The 17217-nt window shown below is 67.1% G+C and carries 9 protein-coding genes and 1 tRNA gene; 2 read left to right on the forward strand and 8 right to left on the reverse strand.

Annotated features, from left to right (window positions below):
• Nucleotides 1-44 precede the first annotated feature (44 nt).
• The 4 genes from NG698_RS15250 to NG698_RS15265 form a co-directional block, all read right to left on the reverse strand.
• Nucleotides 45-1205, reverse strand: a complete 1161-nt coding sequence (locus tag NG698_RS15250; protein ID WP_252599747.1) for a globin domain-containing protein — start codon at nucleotides 1203-1205, stop codon at nucleotides 45-47.
• 141 nt (nucleotides 1206-1346) lie between these two features.
• Nucleotides 1347-1796 (reverse strand): RrF2 family transcriptional regulator, encoded by a 450-nt coding sequence (locus tag NG698_RS15255; protein ID WP_252599746.1) that lies wholly within the window; start codon nucleotides 1794-1796, stop codon nucleotides 1347-1349.
• A 17-nt stretch (nucleotides 1797-1813) separates the two neighbouring features.
• A complete protein-coding gene (locus tag NG698_RS15260; RefSeq protein WP_252610812.1) occupies nucleotides 1814-2302 on the reverse strand; it encodes a hypothetical protein in 489 nt (162 codons plus the stop codon).
• Nucleotides 2303-2309: 7 nt separating this feature from the next.
• Nucleotides 2310-3728 (reverse strand): phosphomannomutase/phosphoglucomutase, encoded by a 1419-nt coding sequence (locus NG698_RS15265; RefSeq protein ID WP_252610814.1) that lies wholly within the window; start codon nucleotides 3726-3728, stop codon nucleotides 2310-2312.
• A 96-nt stretch (nucleotides 3729-3824) separates the two neighbouring features.
• On the opposite strand from NG698_RS15265, the gene NG698_RS15270 reads away from it, so the two are divergent.
• Nucleotides 3825-6005, forward strand: a complete 2181-nt coding sequence (locus tag NG698_RS15270; protein WP_252610816.1) for a RecQ family ATP-dependent DNA helicase — start codon at nucleotides 3825-3827, stop codon at nucleotides 6003-6005.
• Here NG698_RS15270 and NG698_RS15275 read toward each other — a convergent pair.
• From NG698_RS15275 to NG698_RS15285, 3 genes are all read right to left on the reverse strand, one after another.
• Nucleotides 5929-7410: an MFS transporter gene (locus NG698_RS15275; RefSeq protein ID WP_252599740.1), complete on the reverse strand. Its 1482-nt coding sequence runs from the start codon at nucleotides 7408-7410 to the stop codon at nucleotides 5929-5931. The genes NG698_RS15270 and NG698_RS15275 overlap by 77 nt on opposite strands.
• A 319-nt stretch (nucleotides 7411-7729) precedes the next feature.
• Nucleotides 7730-7817 (reverse strand) — tRNA-Ser (locus tag NG698_RS15280).
• Nucleotides 7818-7952: 135 nt separating this feature from the next.
• Entirely contained in the window at nucleotides 7953-10223 is a 2271-nt protein-coding gene (locus NG698_RS15285; protein WP_252610818.1) for a prolyl oligopeptidase family serine peptidase, read from the reverse strand.
• Nucleotides 10224-10298: 75 nt separating this feature from the next.
• Between NG698_RS15285 and NG698_RS15290 the strand changes: the two genes are divergently transcribed.
• Nucleotides 10299-12335, forward strand: coding sequence for an FAD/NAD(P)-binding protein (locus NG698_RS15290; RefSeq protein WP_252610820.1), 2037 nt, complete (start codon nucleotides 10299-10301; stop codon nucleotides 12333-12335).
• 184 nt (nucleotides 12336-12519) lie between these two features.
• Here the strand turns inward: NG698_RS15290 and NG698_RS15295 are convergent, their stop codons facing one another.
• Entirely contained in the window at nucleotides 12520-17079 is a 4560-nt protein-coding gene (locus tag NG698_RS15295; RefSeq protein WP_252610822.1) for an ExeM/NucH family extracellular endonuclease, read from the reverse strand.
• Between the last annotated feature and the right edge of the window lie 138 nt (nucleotides 17080-17217).

Raw genomic sequence — 17217 nt, forward strand, 5'->3', positions numbered from 1 at the left:
CCCGCTTGGACGCGATATCTGGACAAAAACTCCTATGAGCGGGGTTAGGAAGCCAGCCAGATGTCCGGTCCGAAGACCTCGTAGTGGATCCTCGTGGCCGGGATGCCGGCGTTGATGGCCTCGTTGCGGATGTGCTTCATAAACGGCAGCGGTCCGCAGAGGTACAACGACGCGTTGGCCGGCAGGTCGACTTCACGCAGTGACATAAACCCCTCGTTGGCCCCGGGGCGTGGCTCTTCAAGCCACAGCTGGAGGTCGGCACCCGCTAGGCGTTCGACGTCGTCCGTCATCTGACCGCGCAGCGCCCAGCTGTCCAGTGTGCTTTCCGCATGCAGCACCAGCACCTGCCGGTCGGAGCCCGACTCGGCGAGTGACCGGAGGATCGACGCCGTCGGCGTGCAGCCGATGCCGGCCGATGCCAGGACCACCGGACCGTCGCCGTCCTTGAGGGTGATCTCGCCGTAGGGGTTGGAGAGTTCCAGGATGTCACCGACTCCGACGCCGCGGTGCAGCACCGGGGACACCTCGCCGTCGTCGTCCAGCTTGGTGGTGAAGGTGCGGCCGGTGCCGGCGTCATCGGAGAGTGAGTACTGCCGGACCTGGCGCAGCCCGTCCGGGAGTTGCACCTTGACGCTCACGTACTGGCCGGGCAGCGCGCGGGTGATGGGGGTGTCGTCCGCGGGTTCAAGGGTGAAGGTCATGGCGCCGGTGCCCGCAAAAGTCTTGGAGGCGACCCGCCACGGGGTCCACATTTTGTCGTTCGCCTGGATGGCGTAGAGGCCCTTTTCGATCTTGATCAGGGCATCGGCCATCAGCCAGTAGACCTCGGTCCAGGCCTCGGCGATTTCAGGCGTGATGACCTCGGCGAGGTCCTCGGCGATGGCGGCGAAGAGGTGCTCGTAGACCACCTGGTACTGGGGCTCAGTGATGCCGAGCGACGCGTGCCGGTGGGCGATGCGGGAAAGCACGGTTTCGGGGAGGGTGCCGGGGTTGTTGACCAGGTGCGTGGCGAAAGCGGCGATGCTTCCGGCCAGCGCCTGCTGTTGGTTGCCCGAGCGCTGGTTGGAGCGGCTGAACAGGCCATCCAACAGTTCCGGGTGGGCGGCGAACAGCCGTGCATAGAACTTGGGAGTGATGGCGCCGATCCGGGAACCGACGAGCGGCAGGGTGGCCTCAATGACGGGGCGGGATTTGTCCGAGAGCATGTGTACTCCTGCGATAGGGGACCGGGTTTTCGTCCGGTCAATATGAATACTTACATTTGAAATGCGTATATTCGTACCCCAAGTTCTACACCTCGTAGAAGTTGGAATCAAATCGGTGGGGGATGTGGGCTCGGCGCCGGGCTACAGGCCGGGGCGCAGGCCGATCATCTGGAAGACGGGTGTCATCTGCCGCGAGCCTGGAAGTTCGGCCACAACCACTGCATCAAGTTCCCGGTAAAACGCTTCACGGGCGCGGGCCAGCGCGGCGCGAAGCCTGCATTCATGGATCAGCGGGCAGTCGCCGCCCGGAGCGACACAGTCGGCGGCGTCCGTCCGGGTGTCCAGGGCCCGCAGGACCTGGCCCGCCGTTGCCCGGCGGCCAGCGGAGCTGAGCCTGGATCCGCCCGACCTGCCACGCTCTACCTCGATCAGGCCCAGGCTGCGCAGCCTGGCCATCGCCTTGCTGACGTGGTTGTACGGTGTGCCCACGGCATCGGCGATGTTCTGCGTGGTCAGGAGGGTCGCCCCGGGCGCGGCGGCCAGAACCATCAGCGCCCGGAGGCTGACGTCTGCGAAGGCGTTGATTTTCATGGCAACCGGGGCGCGGTCTAGTCCACCCAGACGGTGGGTTCGCTGGTGTCAGCGGCGAGCTGGCCAAACTCCCGTTCGTGGGTCCCGGTGTTGGCGGCGTAAGGGAGGACCGCGGCGAAAACGGATCCGTCGCGGTGTTCAGCAGCTACATGGATGGCATCTGTTTCTTCCTCGACCAAGAGGATGTCGCAGACAATTGCGGCTGCGCGGAAATCAGCACGGTTCTGCCGGAGCAGTTCGGTGAGGTCGCTGATCATCGTGTCCGCGTCGAAGTCACCGTCGGAGCCGTCCTGGGCATCAGCCGGTGTGACGGCCACGAGGCGGACTTCGCCGTCGTTCTCCACCACCAGTGCGAACGGCAGGAAGCCGCCGTTTCGCTCGAGCTGTTCCTGGGCTGCGCCGACGCCTGTGCCCAGCAGGTTTTCCAGGTCCGTGGCCGAGGCCTCCGGAACGGAATCCCGCCACGAAGCCACCGCAGCCGGGCCGTCCGTGGCTTCGTGGGCCATCTTCGGTTTAGCGCCTGACATTGGAGAGCACGCGGTCCCGGACGCGTTCCATCGTGGCCCGGTCCGTTGCTTCCACGTTCAGGCGGAGGAAGGGCTCGGTGTTGGACGGGCGCAGGTTGAACCAGAAGCTGCCGTCATTGGCCGTGAATGTGCTGCCGTCCATGGTGTCCACGGTGATGTCCTCGGCGGCGAAGTCGGTGCGGACGCGCTCTACGGCGCCGGCCTTGTCCTCGATTTCGGAGTTGATCTCACCGGAGGAGACATAGGGCTCGTACTCGCGGCCGAGCTCGGACAGCGGTCCGTCCTGCTCGCCGAGGGCAGCGAGCACGTGCATTGCCGCCAGCATCCCGGTGTCTGCGTTCCAGAAGTCGCGGAAGTAGAAGTGGGCAGAGTGCTCGCCGCCGAACACTGCACCTTCCTCGGCCATGACTGCCTTGATGAACGAGTGGCCCACGCGCGTGCGGACGGCGCGGCCGCCGTCGTGCGCTACCAGTTCGGGCACTGCACGGGAGGTGAGCAGGTTGTGGATGACGGTGGGCGTTGCCTCGCCCTGCGCCTGGGCGCGGGCGATTTCGCGGCGTGCCACCATACCGGTGACGGCTGATGGCGACACGGGCTCACCATTTTGGTCGATGACGAAGCAGCGGTCGGCGTCGCCGTCGAATGCCAGGCCGATATCGGCGCCGTGCTGAATGACGGCGGCCTGCAGGTCGCGGAGGTTTTCCGGCTCGAGGGGGTTGGCCGGGTGGTTCGGGAAGGAGCCGTCCAGCTCGAAGTACAGTGGAATGATTTCGAACGGCAGCTTGGGCAGCAGGGCGTCGCCCAGTACCGCCGGCGTGGTGAGGCCAGCCATGCCGTTGCCTGCGTCCACAACTACCTTGAGCGGCCGGGATCCGGAGAGGTCCACCAGCTGGCGGAGGTACTCGGAGTAGTCCTTCAGGACGTCGTGGACACCGATCAGGCCGCGGGCGGGGGCCGCCGGGATGGAGCCTTCGTTGAGGTACTTCTCGGCGAGGGCCTGGATCTCTTTGAGGCCGGATTCGGAGGAGATGGGCTGCGCGCCGGGCTTCGACATTTTGATGCCGTTGTATTCGGCGGGGTTGTGGCTGGCGGTGAACGTGGCGCCGGCAGCGTTGAGGGAACCGCAGGCGTAGTAGAGCTCGTCGGTGGAGATCAGGTCAAGGAGCTTGACGTCGGCGCCGCGGGTGGCTGCGCCGTCGGCGAATGCCTTGGCGAACTCGGGGGAGGAGGGACGCATGTCGCCGCCTACCAGGATCGTCTGGCCCTCCAGTTCCAGCACATCAACGAACGCGGCGCCCACGGCTTCGACGATTTCAGCGGTGATGGATTCGCCCACGATGCCCCGGACGTCGTAGGCCTTGAAGGATGCCGAGAGGTCAAAAGTCTTTGTCTGTTCGCTAGTCACGGGTCTTATCTTACGTGGACCCGCGGACGTTCCCGGTTGTCCACATACGGAGGTCCCGGCTTTATGGGTGTCGGTGGGGGCTGGGATACTGAATCAATGGTCGATACCCAGAACGCCGCCCTTCTTTCCGTTTCCCCTGACTCACCGTCCGCCACAAAAAGCCAGGCGCTGGAGGTTCTCCGCGAACTTGTCGGGCATCCGGCGGCGGATTTCCACGACGGACAGTTTGAGGCGATTGAAGCACTGGTCGACGGCGGCCGGCGGGCTTTGGTGGTCCAGCGCACCGGTTGGGGAAAATCGGCCGTGTACTTTGTGGCGTCCCTGCTGCTCCGGCGCCGCGGGGCCGGCCCTACTCTGATCGTTTCGCCGCTGCTCGCCCTGATGCGGGACCAGGTGGCTGCCGCCGCCCGCGCCGGAGTGCGTGCAGTGGCCATCAACTCCGCGAACCAGCTGGAATGGGACACCGTCCGGGAACAGCTCGCCGCTGATGAAGTCGACGTGCTGCTGGTTTCGCCGGAACGGCTCACCAACCCGTCCTTCCGTGAGAACCAGCTGCCGGAGCTCATCCGGCGGACGGGCCTGCTGGTTATTGACGAGGCACACTGTATTTCGGACTGGGGCCATGACTTCCGGCCGGACTACCGCCGGATCGCTGACCTGATCACCCAACTGCCGGAGTCCGTCCCTGTCCTGGCCACCACCGCCACGGCCAACTCGCGCGTGGTCCACGACATCGAGGAACAGCTGGGCGCGGGCGTCCTCACTATCCGCGGAACCCTGGGCAGGGATTCCCTGCGCCTGGGCGTCCTCACCTTGCCGAATTCCCGCGAACGGCTGGGCTGGCTCCTGACGCACCTGGCCGATCTGCCCGGCAGCGGCATCATCTACACGCTGACAGTCTCAGCCGCGGAGGACACCGCCAGGCTTCTCGCCGAAGCCGGGCACACCGTGCAGGCCTATACCGGCAGGACCGATCCCGCGGACCGGGAGCGCGCAGAGCAGATGCTCAAGGACAACCAGGTCAAGGCGTTGGTTGCCACCTCGGCGCTCGGCATGGGCTTCGACAAACCGGATCTTGGCTTCGTCGTCCACCTCGGGGCGCCGTCCTCCCCTGTAGCGTACTACCAGCAAGTGGGCCGTGCGGGCCGTGGCGCGGCGAACGCAGATGTGCTGTTGCTGCCGGGTTCTGAAGACCGGGATATCTGGCAGTACTTCGCCACCGCTTCCATGCCATCGGAGGAGAAAGCCACAGCAGTGCTGACGTCGTTGGCTGAGGCCGGCACTGCCGTGTCAACGGTTGCGTTGGAGGCCCGGGTTGATCTCCGACGCACCCCGCTGGAGCTGCTGCTGAAGGTCCTGGCCGTGGATGGCGCCGTGGAACGTGTCGGCGGCGGGTGGCGTTCCACCGGCCAGCCCTGGATCTACGACGCTGAGCGTTACCGCCGGATCGCCGAGGCCAGGGTGGACGAGCAGGACTCCATGGTGATCTACCAGGACACCGCCGGGTGCCGGATGGAATACATCACCTCGGTCCTCGACGACGAGACGGCGCATCCCTGCGGGAAGTGCGACAACTGCGCCGGCCGCTGGTTCCGGGCCGATATCGCCGACGACGCCACGGCAGCGGCGGGTCAGACGCTCACCCGCGCCGGTGGTGTCCTGGAGGCACGGCTGCAGTGGCCCAGCGGCATGGACCGTTTGGGCGTTCCGGTCAAGGGAAAAATCAAGCCCGACGAAGGACTGGCGGACGGCCGGGTGCTGGCAAGGCTTACCGATCTCGGCTGGGGCGGGGCGCTGCGGGAACTCTTTGCGGCCGGCGCCGCAGACCGGCCGGTGGATCCTGCCATGCTGCAGGCCTGTGTCCAGGTCCTGCGGGAATGGGCTACCGGTGACGGCCGGAACCCGGGCTGGAGCGGTGCAGGCCGGCCGGCCGCGATCGTCAGCATGCCTTCCCGCAGCAAGCCCGAACTGGTCCGTTCCCTTGCCCAGGGAATTTCGGAAATCGGCAGGATCCCCTACCTTGGCGAGCTGGCCCTGGGACACGGCGGACCCACTGGAAGCCGCGGCGGAAACAGCGCGTACCGGTTGGCCGGTGTTTGGGACCGCGTCATGGTGGGCCCGGAGTTGGAGGCCGCCATGGCAACACTTCGTGGCCAGGGCGTGATGCTGATCGACGACCTCGTGGACAGCCGGTGGACCGTTACCGTGGCTGGACGCGCCCTGCGCCAGGCGGGGGCGGGGGCTGTTCTTCCGCTCGTGCTTGCCCAGGCCGGCTGATCTCTGCGCCGGCATGCCGGTGCAGTGACAGGCTGTCCGCCGTACTGAAGAGCATCAGGACGGCCATGGTGAGGAAGGCTCCGCGGAAGGGGCCAGCGTGATCCGCGGGGAAGGCCGCCACGCCGTCGAAAATCCGGATCAGCAGGGCACCAACGGCGATGCCGGCGCCTGCGGCGAGCTGCACCAGGGTCGCCGACACGGAATTGGCCGATGTCAGCTGGGCGGGTGCGATGTCCGCGTACTGCACCGACGCGTAGGCGGAGAAGCCAATGGAGCGGAAGGCCCCGCTGCACACGAGCAGGGCGAAGATCAGGGCCTGCGGCGTGTCCGGAGTGAGCAGGGCGCACAGGGCGAAGGTCACCGCCGATGCCAGGGAGCCGAAGACCAGCATGGCCCGGAAACCGAAACGCCGGATCAGCGGCGTGGTGGCCGGCTTGATGCCGATGTTGCCGATGAACACGGCCGCCACCATGATTCCGGCGTGCAGCGGTGACCAGCCGAAACCGGTCTGGAACATCAGGGGCAGGAGGAACGGCACCGAACTGATGGTCAGGCGGTAGACGAACCCGCCGGTGGCCATGGCCCGGAATGTTCGGGTGGAAAAAACACTGAGATCAAACAGAGGGTTTTTGGCGCGCCTCATCCACAGCACGGCGGCCGCGAGGGCGCATACCCCTGCAGCAGCGCCGATGGCTGCCCATGGACCGTCGGGGTGGGCAGTGGCCAGCTCAAGGCCCACCACCAGGGCGCCCACTCCGGTGGTGGTGAGGAACAGGCCCAGCCAGTCGAGCCTGCGTGCCCTGTCTCCGGCGCCGGCTGGTACCAGACTGAGTGCGGCGATGAACGCGGCCGCCCCCAATGGCAAATTGATGAGGAAGATCCAGTGCCACGACAGGTAGGTGGTCAGCGCGCCGCCTACGAGCGGCGCCAGTACGGGCGCCAGCAGCGCGGGCCACACCAGGAAAGCCGTCGCCCGCAGAAGCTCCGATTTGGGTGTGCCGCGCAGTACCAGGAGGGTGCCGACAGGAACCATCATGGCCCCACCGGCGCCCTGCAGGATCCGGCTCAGCGTCAGCACGGTCAGGTCGGGGCTGATGGCGCAGGCCAGTGAAGCCAGTGTGAACAGGGCGATCGCGAAGCAGAATACTTTGCGGGCCCCCACGCGTTCAGCAAGCCAGCCGCTGAGCGGGATTCCCATGGCCACGGTCATGAGGTAGGCCGTCATGGTGATGTTGACGTCGGCGGCTGGAACGCCAAAGTCGCTGGCGATGTTGGGGATGGCGGTGGTGAGGATGGTGCCGTCCAGGAACTCCATAAAGAATGTGGCAGCCACCAGTAGCGCCAGGCGTGGATTCCACGCCTGGCTTGTGCTGGATTCCGCGCCCGGGGAATTGCTTACTGCCATTCCACCATCCTGCCACCGGCTGCACGGGTGGAGCCTCGTGCGTCCGCACCCCGGACCGCCAGCCTGTCCAGCCCACCCCACTTTCCACGCGCCACGCGCCACGCCCGTCTCCCGCCCGCGCACCACGCCCGACTCCCGCCCACGCACCACGCCCGTCTCCCGCCCGCGCACCACGCCCGTCTCCCGCCCATGTAGGTAGCAGTAACTGTCGTTATGAGCGCTCATAACGACAGTTACTGCTACCTAGTTTGGGTTTGGTGGCATAAAAGCACTTCCCCAGGGAACGCAAAAGGCCCCGGTCCAGGACCGGGGCCAAACGCGGAGACGGGGGGATTTGAACCCCCGGTGGAGTTGTGCCCCACACTTCATTAGCAGTGAAGCCCATTCGGCCGCTCTGGCACGTCTCCAATGGCTATTACTAGCCCACCAAGGATACGCAGAACGGGGCACGCAGTGCAAAACGGCCACCGAACGCTTGTCTCAGCCCCGGCGCCCTGCCCCACGGTATGCCTCGCGCCGGGCCCAGGAACAGTGCCCTGGGCTCAACCCCCTGCCAGCGTCCGCCAAAGGAAGTGCTGGCTGCGGGCCTGCAGGGCGGCGGCCTGCCGGTTGTCCGAAGCTCCGGCGTGGCCGCCTTCCAGCGCTTCGTGGAACCAGACATTCGGGATGCCCATCGCCTGCATCCGGGCGGCCATCTTGCGGGCCTGGACCGGTCCCACCCTGTCGTCCGATGTGGCCGTCCAGATGAATGTTTCGGGGTACTCCACGCCGTCCTTGAGCAGGTGGTACGGGGAGAAGGTCTTGATGTACTCCCATTCCGCCGCCACGTCCGGGTCGCCGTATTCGGCGATCCAGGAGTGCCCGGCGGAGAGCTTGGTGTACCGCCTCATGTCCAGCAGCGGAACGCCGCAGGAGATAGCCCCGAAAAGTTCCGGGTAGGTGGTGAGCATGTTGCCCACCAGCAGCCCGCCGTTGGACCCGCCCACGCAGCCAAGCCGCTCCCGGGAGGTGACGCCACGGTGGACGAGGTGCTGCGCCACGGCGGCAAAGTCCTCGAAGGCGCGGTGCCGGTTTTCCTTGAGCGCGGCCCGGTGCCAGGACGGCCCGTATTCGCCGCCGCCGCGGATGTTGGCCACAACGTAGACGCCGCCGCGGGAGTGCGCTGCCTCGCCGGGCCCGCCGGAGGTGGCGGTCCTGCGCTCCAGCCAAGCCCTGCCGACGGTTCCGCTGTACGCAGGGGTCCGGGAGACTTCGAAGCCGCCGTAGCCGGAGAGCTGCGTGGGGTTCTGCCCGTCCAGGACAAGGTCCCGCGAGGCCACCTGGAAGTAGGGGACGCGGGTGCCGTCTGCGGAGACGGCGAAGTGCTGCTGCACCTCGTACTGGTCGTCATTAAAGAACGACGGCGACGCCTTGACTGCCGCATGGCTGCTCACCACGCCAGCCGTCCCGGCAACGCCCCCGCCGGAGCCGGCGGTCCCGGCAGGATCCCGCGTGAGGCTTCCGCGCATCAGTGTGCTGGGGGTGGTGAATCCGGTGGCGACCAGCCAGAAGTCGTCGCCCGCACCGCCGTCGGCCGGTCCTTCATCTTCGTCGTCCACCGCGTAGGCGTTGACGTCGTGCAGCGGCGGGCAGGCATCCAGCAGCGACGAAGCCCAGGCGCCGCCGTCGGCCGCACTCCCGTCGGCCGCACCCCCGTCGGCCGCAACGCTTGGAACAGAGGGATCCAGCACCCGGATCTCGGACGAGACGTCCCGCAGCAGGTTCAGCAGCAGGAAATTCCGCGTCCAGCTCCACGACTGCAGCGAAATGTGCGCATCCGGCGTAAACAGCACCAAGAGATCCCGCGCCCCGGCAAGGTAGTCCTCGAACTTCGCAGCCAACAGCGACCCGGCGGGGTACGTGTTGCCCTCAAGGGACCAGTCCTGCTGCGGCCGGAACAGGAGCCATTCGCGGTGCGCACTGAGGTTAACATCTGTCGGCGCATCGATCTCGAGCCAGGCGTCGTCCCAGCGGATGAACGTGCTGCGGTTGTAGAAATCGATGTAGTCCACGGCGAACGTGCGCTCGAAACCCGGAGTGGAATCGTGCGCCACCACGGCCATCATGTGGTCCTCCGGCACCTCAAAAAGCCGGGCGGCCGCGGAAAGGGCGTTGCCGCGTCGCAGGGTGACAGCCGTCCGGGCATATGAGGATGCGGTTCGCGGCAGGTCCCCGGCCGTGGAGGCAACCAGCAGCGTGTCCGCGTCCAGCCACGAGACGTTCCCCTTCGCCGTCGGCAGGTCAAAACCGCCGTCTGCCGGGTCAACAAAGGTGCGGGTCCCGACGTCGAACTCGCGGTAGCGGTTGGCGTCGCCGCCGTCGGGGGAGAGCGCCAGGAGCGCGAGGCGGTACGGGTCGCCAGCGGCGGGGCGCAGGAACGTGGCACCGTGGAAGACCCACTCCTCACCTTCGGCGGCGGCGAGGGCATCCACATCCAGCAGCACGTCCCAGGCGGGGGAGTCCGTCAGGTAGCTTTCCCAGGTGGTGCGGCGCCACAGCCCCTTCGGGTTCGCCTGGTCCTTCCAGAAGTTGTAGTACCACTCGCCGCGCTTGCCCACCATGGCGATCCGGTCCGTGGAGTCCAGCACCTCCAGGATGCTTCCCTCCAGGCCTACGTAATCGGCGTCCTCCAAAAGGTCCTCGGTGCGGGCGTTCTGCTCCCGGACCCAGGCAAGCGGTGCCCCGCCGTAGATCTCCTCCAGCCAGACGTTCTCATCAGTGGGTTCGGGGGCGGGCGATGAACCGGGCGCTTGATCAGCTGCAGTGGTGGTCATGCGCCCCATCCAAACAACATTTTCGCTCCGCAAGCAAGTCAAGTGCCTGCGGCGCATGCCGATACTCTGGATGCCGTGGGTAAATCGAAGAGCATCCGGACAGCCATCATCGGCGCCGGACCGCGGGGAACCAGTGTGCTGGAGCGCCTGCTCGCACACGCCGCCGCCCACGCCGCCGCCCACGCTGCTGCCCACTCCGGCCCCGCATCCCTCCATATCGACGTCATCGACCCTTATCCGGCAGGTCCGGGGCACGTGTGGCAGGCCGGCCAGTCCCGGCTGTACCTCATGAACACCCAGTCCTTCTATCCCACGGTCATCCCTGAAGACCCCAGGCTGGCGCCGCCCGTCGCGGGCACCACGTTCGACCGCTGGCGTGCCCGGCAGCAGCGTGAGCCGATGCCTGCCCTGACGCTGGACGAGCGGTCCGAACTGGCTGCCTTGGGATCGCGGGACTTCCCCAGCCGGGCACTGTACGGCCGCTACCTGCGCTGCACGCTGGACGAGCTGACGGCAAAACTGCCCGACGGCGTCACCATCAGTTTCCACGAAACGACGGCCGTGTCGGTGCGCCCGTCGCGCGACGGAACAGCGGGGACGCCAGGGGACGGCGCCCCGGCGGACGGCTCTCAAGGGGACGGTACCCCAGGCGGGACAACCCCCAGCACCGGAACGTTCGACGTCGGACTCGCCGGCGGCGGTTCCCTCACGGTCGATTCCGTGGTCCTCGCCTTGGGGCACCTGGCGTCCCGGCTGAACCCGGAACAGCGGGAACTCCAGGCAGCGGCCGCACAGCTGGGCCTGAGCTACTTCCCGCCGGCCGTCCCGGCGGACGTCGACTGGGCCGCGGTTCCGGCCGGCGAACCGGTCCTGGTCCGGGGCATGGGGCTGAACTTCTTCGACGCGATGGGCCAGCTCACGGAGGGCCGCGGCGGAAAGTTCATCGACGCCGGAACCCGGCTCGAGTATCAGCCTTCCGGCCAGGAGCCCCTGATCATTGCGGCCTCCCGCCGCGGCACCCCGTACCGGGCCAAGGCCGCGCTGGCCGGCTACTACCCGGCGGCGGTTACCCTGCGGTACCTGACCGAGGCCGCGCTGGAACGGTTCGCGGCCACCGGAATCCGGCCGGGTTTCGACCACGATCTCTGGCCCCTGCTGCACCGAGACACCCTCTGGGCCTACTACTCCACCCTGGTGCGCTCGCAGCCGGCCGCCGTCCCCGACGCGTCCGAGTTCCTGGCCGCGCTGGAGGATGCGCTGCGGCCGCATGCCCACAGCGCCGCCAACTGGGAGGCCGCTGTGGAGAGCGTCCTTGCAGTGCACGTCGGGCCGCGGCACCGGCTGGACCTGCCGGGCCTCGCGTCTCCCCTGGTGGGCAGGTCCTTCGGATCGCGCGCTGAACTGGATGCCGCCGTCGTCGAGTACTTGCTGGATGACGCCCGCCGCTCAGCACTGGGCGAGCAGGATCCGGTAAAGATGGCCATCGGCGCGCTGCACCATGGGCGCGCGGTGCTGAAAACGGCAGTGGCCGACGGCGGCATCACCGATGAGTCCTGGGTGGCTGGCCTGCGTGGCTGGTTTGAGTCGTTTGTGGAGGGCCTGGCCAGCGGGCCGCCCGCGCTGCGCGCTGAACAGCTGGCTGCCCTGGCGCGCGCCGGCGTGGTCAGTTTTGTAGGGCCCGATCCCCGGTTCAGCGTGGACCGCCGGACAGGCCGCTTTACCGCCGTCTCTCCGTGGGTGAAAGGCCCGCCGGTGGCGGCGAAGACCATGGTGGAGGCCCTCGCGCCGGCGAACCGGGTGTCGGCGAACGCTTCACCGCTGCTGGAACAGCTCCTCGCGGACGGGATGGTGCGGCCCCGGCTGATGATGACGGCGGAAGGTGCGCCGGTGCAGGCCACCGGGCTCGACGTGGCGCCCCACCCGTACCGGCCGGTGGCGGCCAACGGCTCGGTGACTGAGGGTCTCTATGTGCTGGGCCTCCAACTTTCGGCCACCCAGTGGGGCACGGCCATCGCCGCGGAAGCGCTCCAGCCGGGCGGCCCCACGTACGCCAGCGGGCAAAGGACACTCCGCGACGCCGACGAAATCGCGCAGGCGATCCTGGGACACTGAGGCGAAATATTCGTCCTCACGTCCCCTGAGTTTTTGTCCACATAACGGCCCCTTCGCCCCCGGAAAAACGGATCATCTGGGCAAAAACTCGAGAGGAAGAAAGTGTCCCTCCCCAACTGCTTCAGCCGGGGAGGGGCGCCTCTCTGTTTAAAGCTGGCCCGCCGTCAGGCGCTCCAGATTAGTGCTAGCCGCGCAGGCACTGCTGGTACTGGATCCAGGCAACGCCGTAACGGATCCACCCCAGGACGTCGTACCACTTGGTGGGCGGTACCGGTGCCGTGCAGACCGGCGGAACCGGTCCGCTGGCAGCCACCTGGACTGCCGCCTTCACCACAGTGCCGGACTCGGCAGCCGTGAGCGCCAGGGTTCCGGATCCTGAAGCAGCGCCGGCAGGAACGGCGAGATTCACGGCGGCGGCGCCGGCAGAAACCGGCACCGTGCCAAGGTCCGTCACAGTCCCGGCGCTGTCGGTGAACACCGCAGCCAGCGACGTATTCACCGGGCTGCCCAGCGAGGTGAGGTCCAGTTTGGAAACCGCCAGGGTGATGGCGTCCCCGGCCTTGACCTCGGCTGCCGTGGTGTTCACCGCGGCCACCGTCCGCCGGGCGAAGTCCGGCGACACGGGGTTGTGACCCTGCAAGTACGTGATCCAGGCGTCCCGGTCCACCAGACCCGAATCCTTGGTGCCGGTTCCGTCCTTGAAGACTCGGAAGTCGTCGCCACCGGTGGCCAGGAAGCTGAACGTCCCGATCCGGTAGGACTTCGCCGGATCGATCAGCGCATCGGCCACCCGGATGGAGGTGATCCGGTCACCGGCGGCGCGGGTGGCGTCGTACGTGTAGTTGACGTTCCTGGACAGGCCCAGCTGCTGGTAGGCGCGGCTGGGGACCGTGCCGTCAGCGTTGGTCTGCCACTGCTGCTCCAGGAGTGCCTTGAACTGCGTACCGGTCACGGACGTGGTCCACAGGTTGTTCACAAACGGCAGGACCGAGTTGGCCTCCGAGTAGGTGATGGTGCCGTCCGGGGCGTAGTACAGCTCGTTGCGGAGGCCGCCGGGATTGACGACGCCGATTTCCGCGGCGCCCAGCTCAGCCGGCTGGAGCGACTCCAACAGTGAGTCGGCCACCAAGTTGCCCAGCGTGGATTCGCTCGCACGGTCATCGCGCTTGGCGGGGCCGCCGGCGGGGTCCGGGGTGAACGCTGTCGTGATATCTGCGGTCAGTGCACCCACCGGCTGGTTGCCGATCGCGGCGGCGTCGGCCAGGGCTTTCTTCACAATGGCATCTACCGCTGCCACCCGCGGGTAAGCGGCTACGAGGCCGGCGGCGGCATCTGTGGTCCGCCTGACGTTCCCGGCCTTCGAGGCGGTGACTTCCTTGGTGGCCGTATCCACCGTGAGCTGGATCTGGCCGATGTTCTCGCCGTAATTGCCGGTCTGGACAATCGGACGGGTCTTTCCGTAAGCCCCGGGGACCGGTGCGTTCCAGGCGTATTCCTTGTGCGTGTGGCCGGTGAAGATGGCGTCCACCTCGGGGGAGGTTTCGGTGACCAGCTTCGCGAACGGGCCGCCCGCTGCCACTTCCTGCTCGAGGGTGGCGCCGTCCGGCGTTCCTGAACCGGCGCCGTCGTGGTTTTCCGCGATGATCACGTCGGCGAGGTTCTCCGCCGTGATCCTGGCAGCCACGCGGTTGATGGCGTCCACAGGATCGCCGAATTCAAGATCGGCGATGCCGGCAGGCGTCACCAGGGACGGGACTTCCCGGGTGACGGTGCCGATGACGGCGACCTTCACGCCGTCCATGTCCAGCACGGTGAATTCCGGCAGGACCGGTTCCGTGGTTCCCTTCTTGTAAACGTTCGCCCCGAGCAGCGGGAACGTGGCGTTGGTGCCGCCCGCGATGACGCGGTCGCGCAGGTCCGCCCAGCCGCCGTCGAACTCGTGGTTGCCCACGGCGGAAGCGTCCAGCTCCAGCGCGTTCAGCACATCGATGGTGGGCTGGTCCTTGGCAACGGCCGAGGCGAACAGTGATGCCCCGATGTTGTCGCCGGCGGACAGGAAGGCCGTGGCCCCGGGTGCGGCGGCGCGCAGCTTCTCGATGGTGCCGGCGAACAGCACCGTGTTGGTGTCGATGCGGCCGTGGAAATCGTTGATGCCCAGGAAGTTCAGCTCAACGCTGGCCGGCGTGACCGGGCCGGCAGGCAGGTCAAGGCCCACCACCACAGGATCGTGATCGCTGGCGCGGTACTGATCCGGCGCATAGTAGTTGGTCACATTGTTGTTATACCGGCTGTACTCCAGCGCCACGGACTCTACGGAGTTGATGTTCCAGATGTCCGCGCCGGTGACCACCGCATCAGCGCCGGGGGAGGCCAGGATGTGGTCCAGCGAACCCGCCAGGCCGCCGAAAAGGTAGGAGTGCTTCGCGGAGCCGTCGGCGTTCGTCGCTTTGCCGTCCTGGTTGACGTAGCCGGCGTCCGTGAAGACATTCATCGGGTCTTCCTGGGCGTAGGAGTTGAAGTCGCCGATCAGGAAAACCTTGTCCGTGCCCTTGGTTGCCTGCAGCCCGGCGGCGAAGTCCAGGAGCGACTTGGCCTGGGCGGTGCGGGCGAGGTTGGACGCGCCCTGGCCCTTGTCCGTGTCATCCGGCGTTGCTGCCGAACCCTTGGACTTGAAGTGGTTGGCGATGGCGATGAATTTCTTGTCGTCCCCGGCGCCTACGGGCTTGAAGGCCTGCGCCAGCGGCTTGCGGGCGTTGGCGAAGGCGACAGTGTCGTTGTGGATGATGGACTCTTCCACAGGTTCGGCAACGGCCTTCTTGAAAATGAACGCGGTGCGGATCATGTCCTCGTCGGCCAGCGGGGGAGCGTTGGCGGGTGTCCGCACGTAGTCCCAGATGCCGGGGGTCGCGATGTTGAGGGCGTCCACCAGTTTGGCCAGGGCGTCGTCGCGGTCCTTGCCGAACTGGGCGGAGTTTTCAATTTCCATGAGGGACACCACGTCGGCGCCGGTCTTGGTGATCGCGGCGACGATCTTGTCCTGCTGGCGGAGGAAGTTCTCCGCGTTTGCCGCGCCGCGGGCATCGCAGCCGCCCTGGACCGTGATGGGGTTGCCGTTGCGGTCCTTGTAGAAGGAACAGCCCGTGAGGGTGTCGCCGGTGGTGGGGAAGTAGTTCAGCACGTTGAAGGAGGCGATCTTCAGGTTGCCGCCCACGCTGGCGGGAGCCTCGGTCCGGGTGGCGCCGAAGCTGGCCGGCTGGACCGTGCCCTTGTTGGCCTCGGTGAGATGGGTCAGCGGCTGGAACTTCCAGGCGTTGTTGGCGTAGCTGAGCACCACGTTGGTAGCGAACGTCACCGGCGAGCCCACCCGGACCGGGTCCGTGGCCGTCAGGTACGGCAGCACCTGGGCTTTGGTGGTGGCGTCCTTGAGGAAATTGGTGGTGGAGCCGTCGTCGAGCTTGATGCCGCGGGCAGCGTTGTCCGCCACGGCGGCCTGGTATTCGGCCGAGCCGTAACGCGCGACGGCGGTGGGCTGCACCAGCGTGGTGGTCCCGCCCGAGAGGCCGATTTCGCCGTATTGGTTCAGCGAGTAGTTGTCGGTGACGGTGACGGGCCCTTGCGGTGCCAGCAGCATGCCCTCGAGTGCCTCGCGGAAGGACTCGGCCGCCGGGAGCGTGAAGGCGGTGGCCTTCACCTCGGGGGCGGCGTCGGTGAGCTTGGTCAGCCCGGCGGCGTCCGCCACACTGACCTGGGTCATGCCGAAGAACTCGGAAACCGTGCCGGAGACTTCCACGAAGTCGCCGGTCTGCACGGAGCCTGCGGTGGCCGGGGAGTAGACAAAAACAGCGTCCGACGCCGTGTGGCCGGCCGGGGTGAGGTCGCCGCCGGTGCCGGGGGTCTGGACGTAGTAGCCGGCGAAACCGCCGGTGGGGAAGGCCGCGGTGACTTTGCCGCGCGTTGTTACGGCAGTGCCGGCCAGCGGACTGGCGGTGCCGGTGCCCTGGATTTCGGCAATGGTTTTGGTGCCGGGGACCGGGTCCGGTGTTGGGTCGGGGTCCGGCGTTGGGTCCGGGACGGGGTCCACGGTGCCGCCCGCCGCCGTCGGCGTGACGGCGGTGTTCAGCGTGAAGTCTGCCCGGTTGCTGTTGCTGTCCGTCCCGGCGCTGCGGTTCAGGCTCTTGACGTCGGTGTTGCCGGCGGGCGCTACGGCGGCCTGCGTTTCAAAGGTGTTGGAGGAACCGTAGCCGAGGAGGTCTGCCACGCCGGCCGGTTCAATAACGGATCCGGTGGCGAGCGGGGCGGCGGCGGCCTGCTTCGCCAGGATGATGGTGCCGGCGGAGCCGCTGAAATTCAGGGAGGTTGCCACAAGATCCGGAGTCGGCAGGTCCGCACCTTCAACCCCGCCGTTGTTGCTGCCGCCCTGGATGAGGTAGTGGCCCTTGGCAGGGATGGAACCGGTGAGGGCAGCCACGCTGGTGGGCGCCGCAGTTCCCGCGCCTGAACGGTACTGGACTGACCAGCCGTCAAGGGAGACCGCGGCGTCGGAGGTGTTGTAGAGCTCAACGAACTTGCTCTTGTACGCTGCGCCGGAACTGCCGCCGCTCAGGTAGGCCTCGTTGATGACAACGGGTGAAGTGCCGGCTGGTGCTGCGTCGACGGCGAAGGCGGGGACCGCTGCCAACGGAGCTGCGATGAGCCCCGCAGACACCGCTGTTCCCAGAGCTAATTTCCAAGGTGAATGGTGCATCCGCTCTACTTTCATAGGGGCGTCCCGGTAGGGGACCCGATGGAGTGTGTCCGGGTTGTACCGACGGACAGTGTCCGGACTCCACGTTTGATCAGGTGGTGTCCGGCACAGCAAAGCAGCGCAGCATGAACGCAAGGT

It is taken from the genome of Pseudarthrobacter raffinosi, assembly GCF_023913735.1.
In the GTDB taxonomy this organism is placed as follows: domain Bacteria; phylum Actinomycetota; class Actinomycetes; order Actinomycetales; family Micrococcaceae; genus Arthrobacter; species Arthrobacter raffinosi.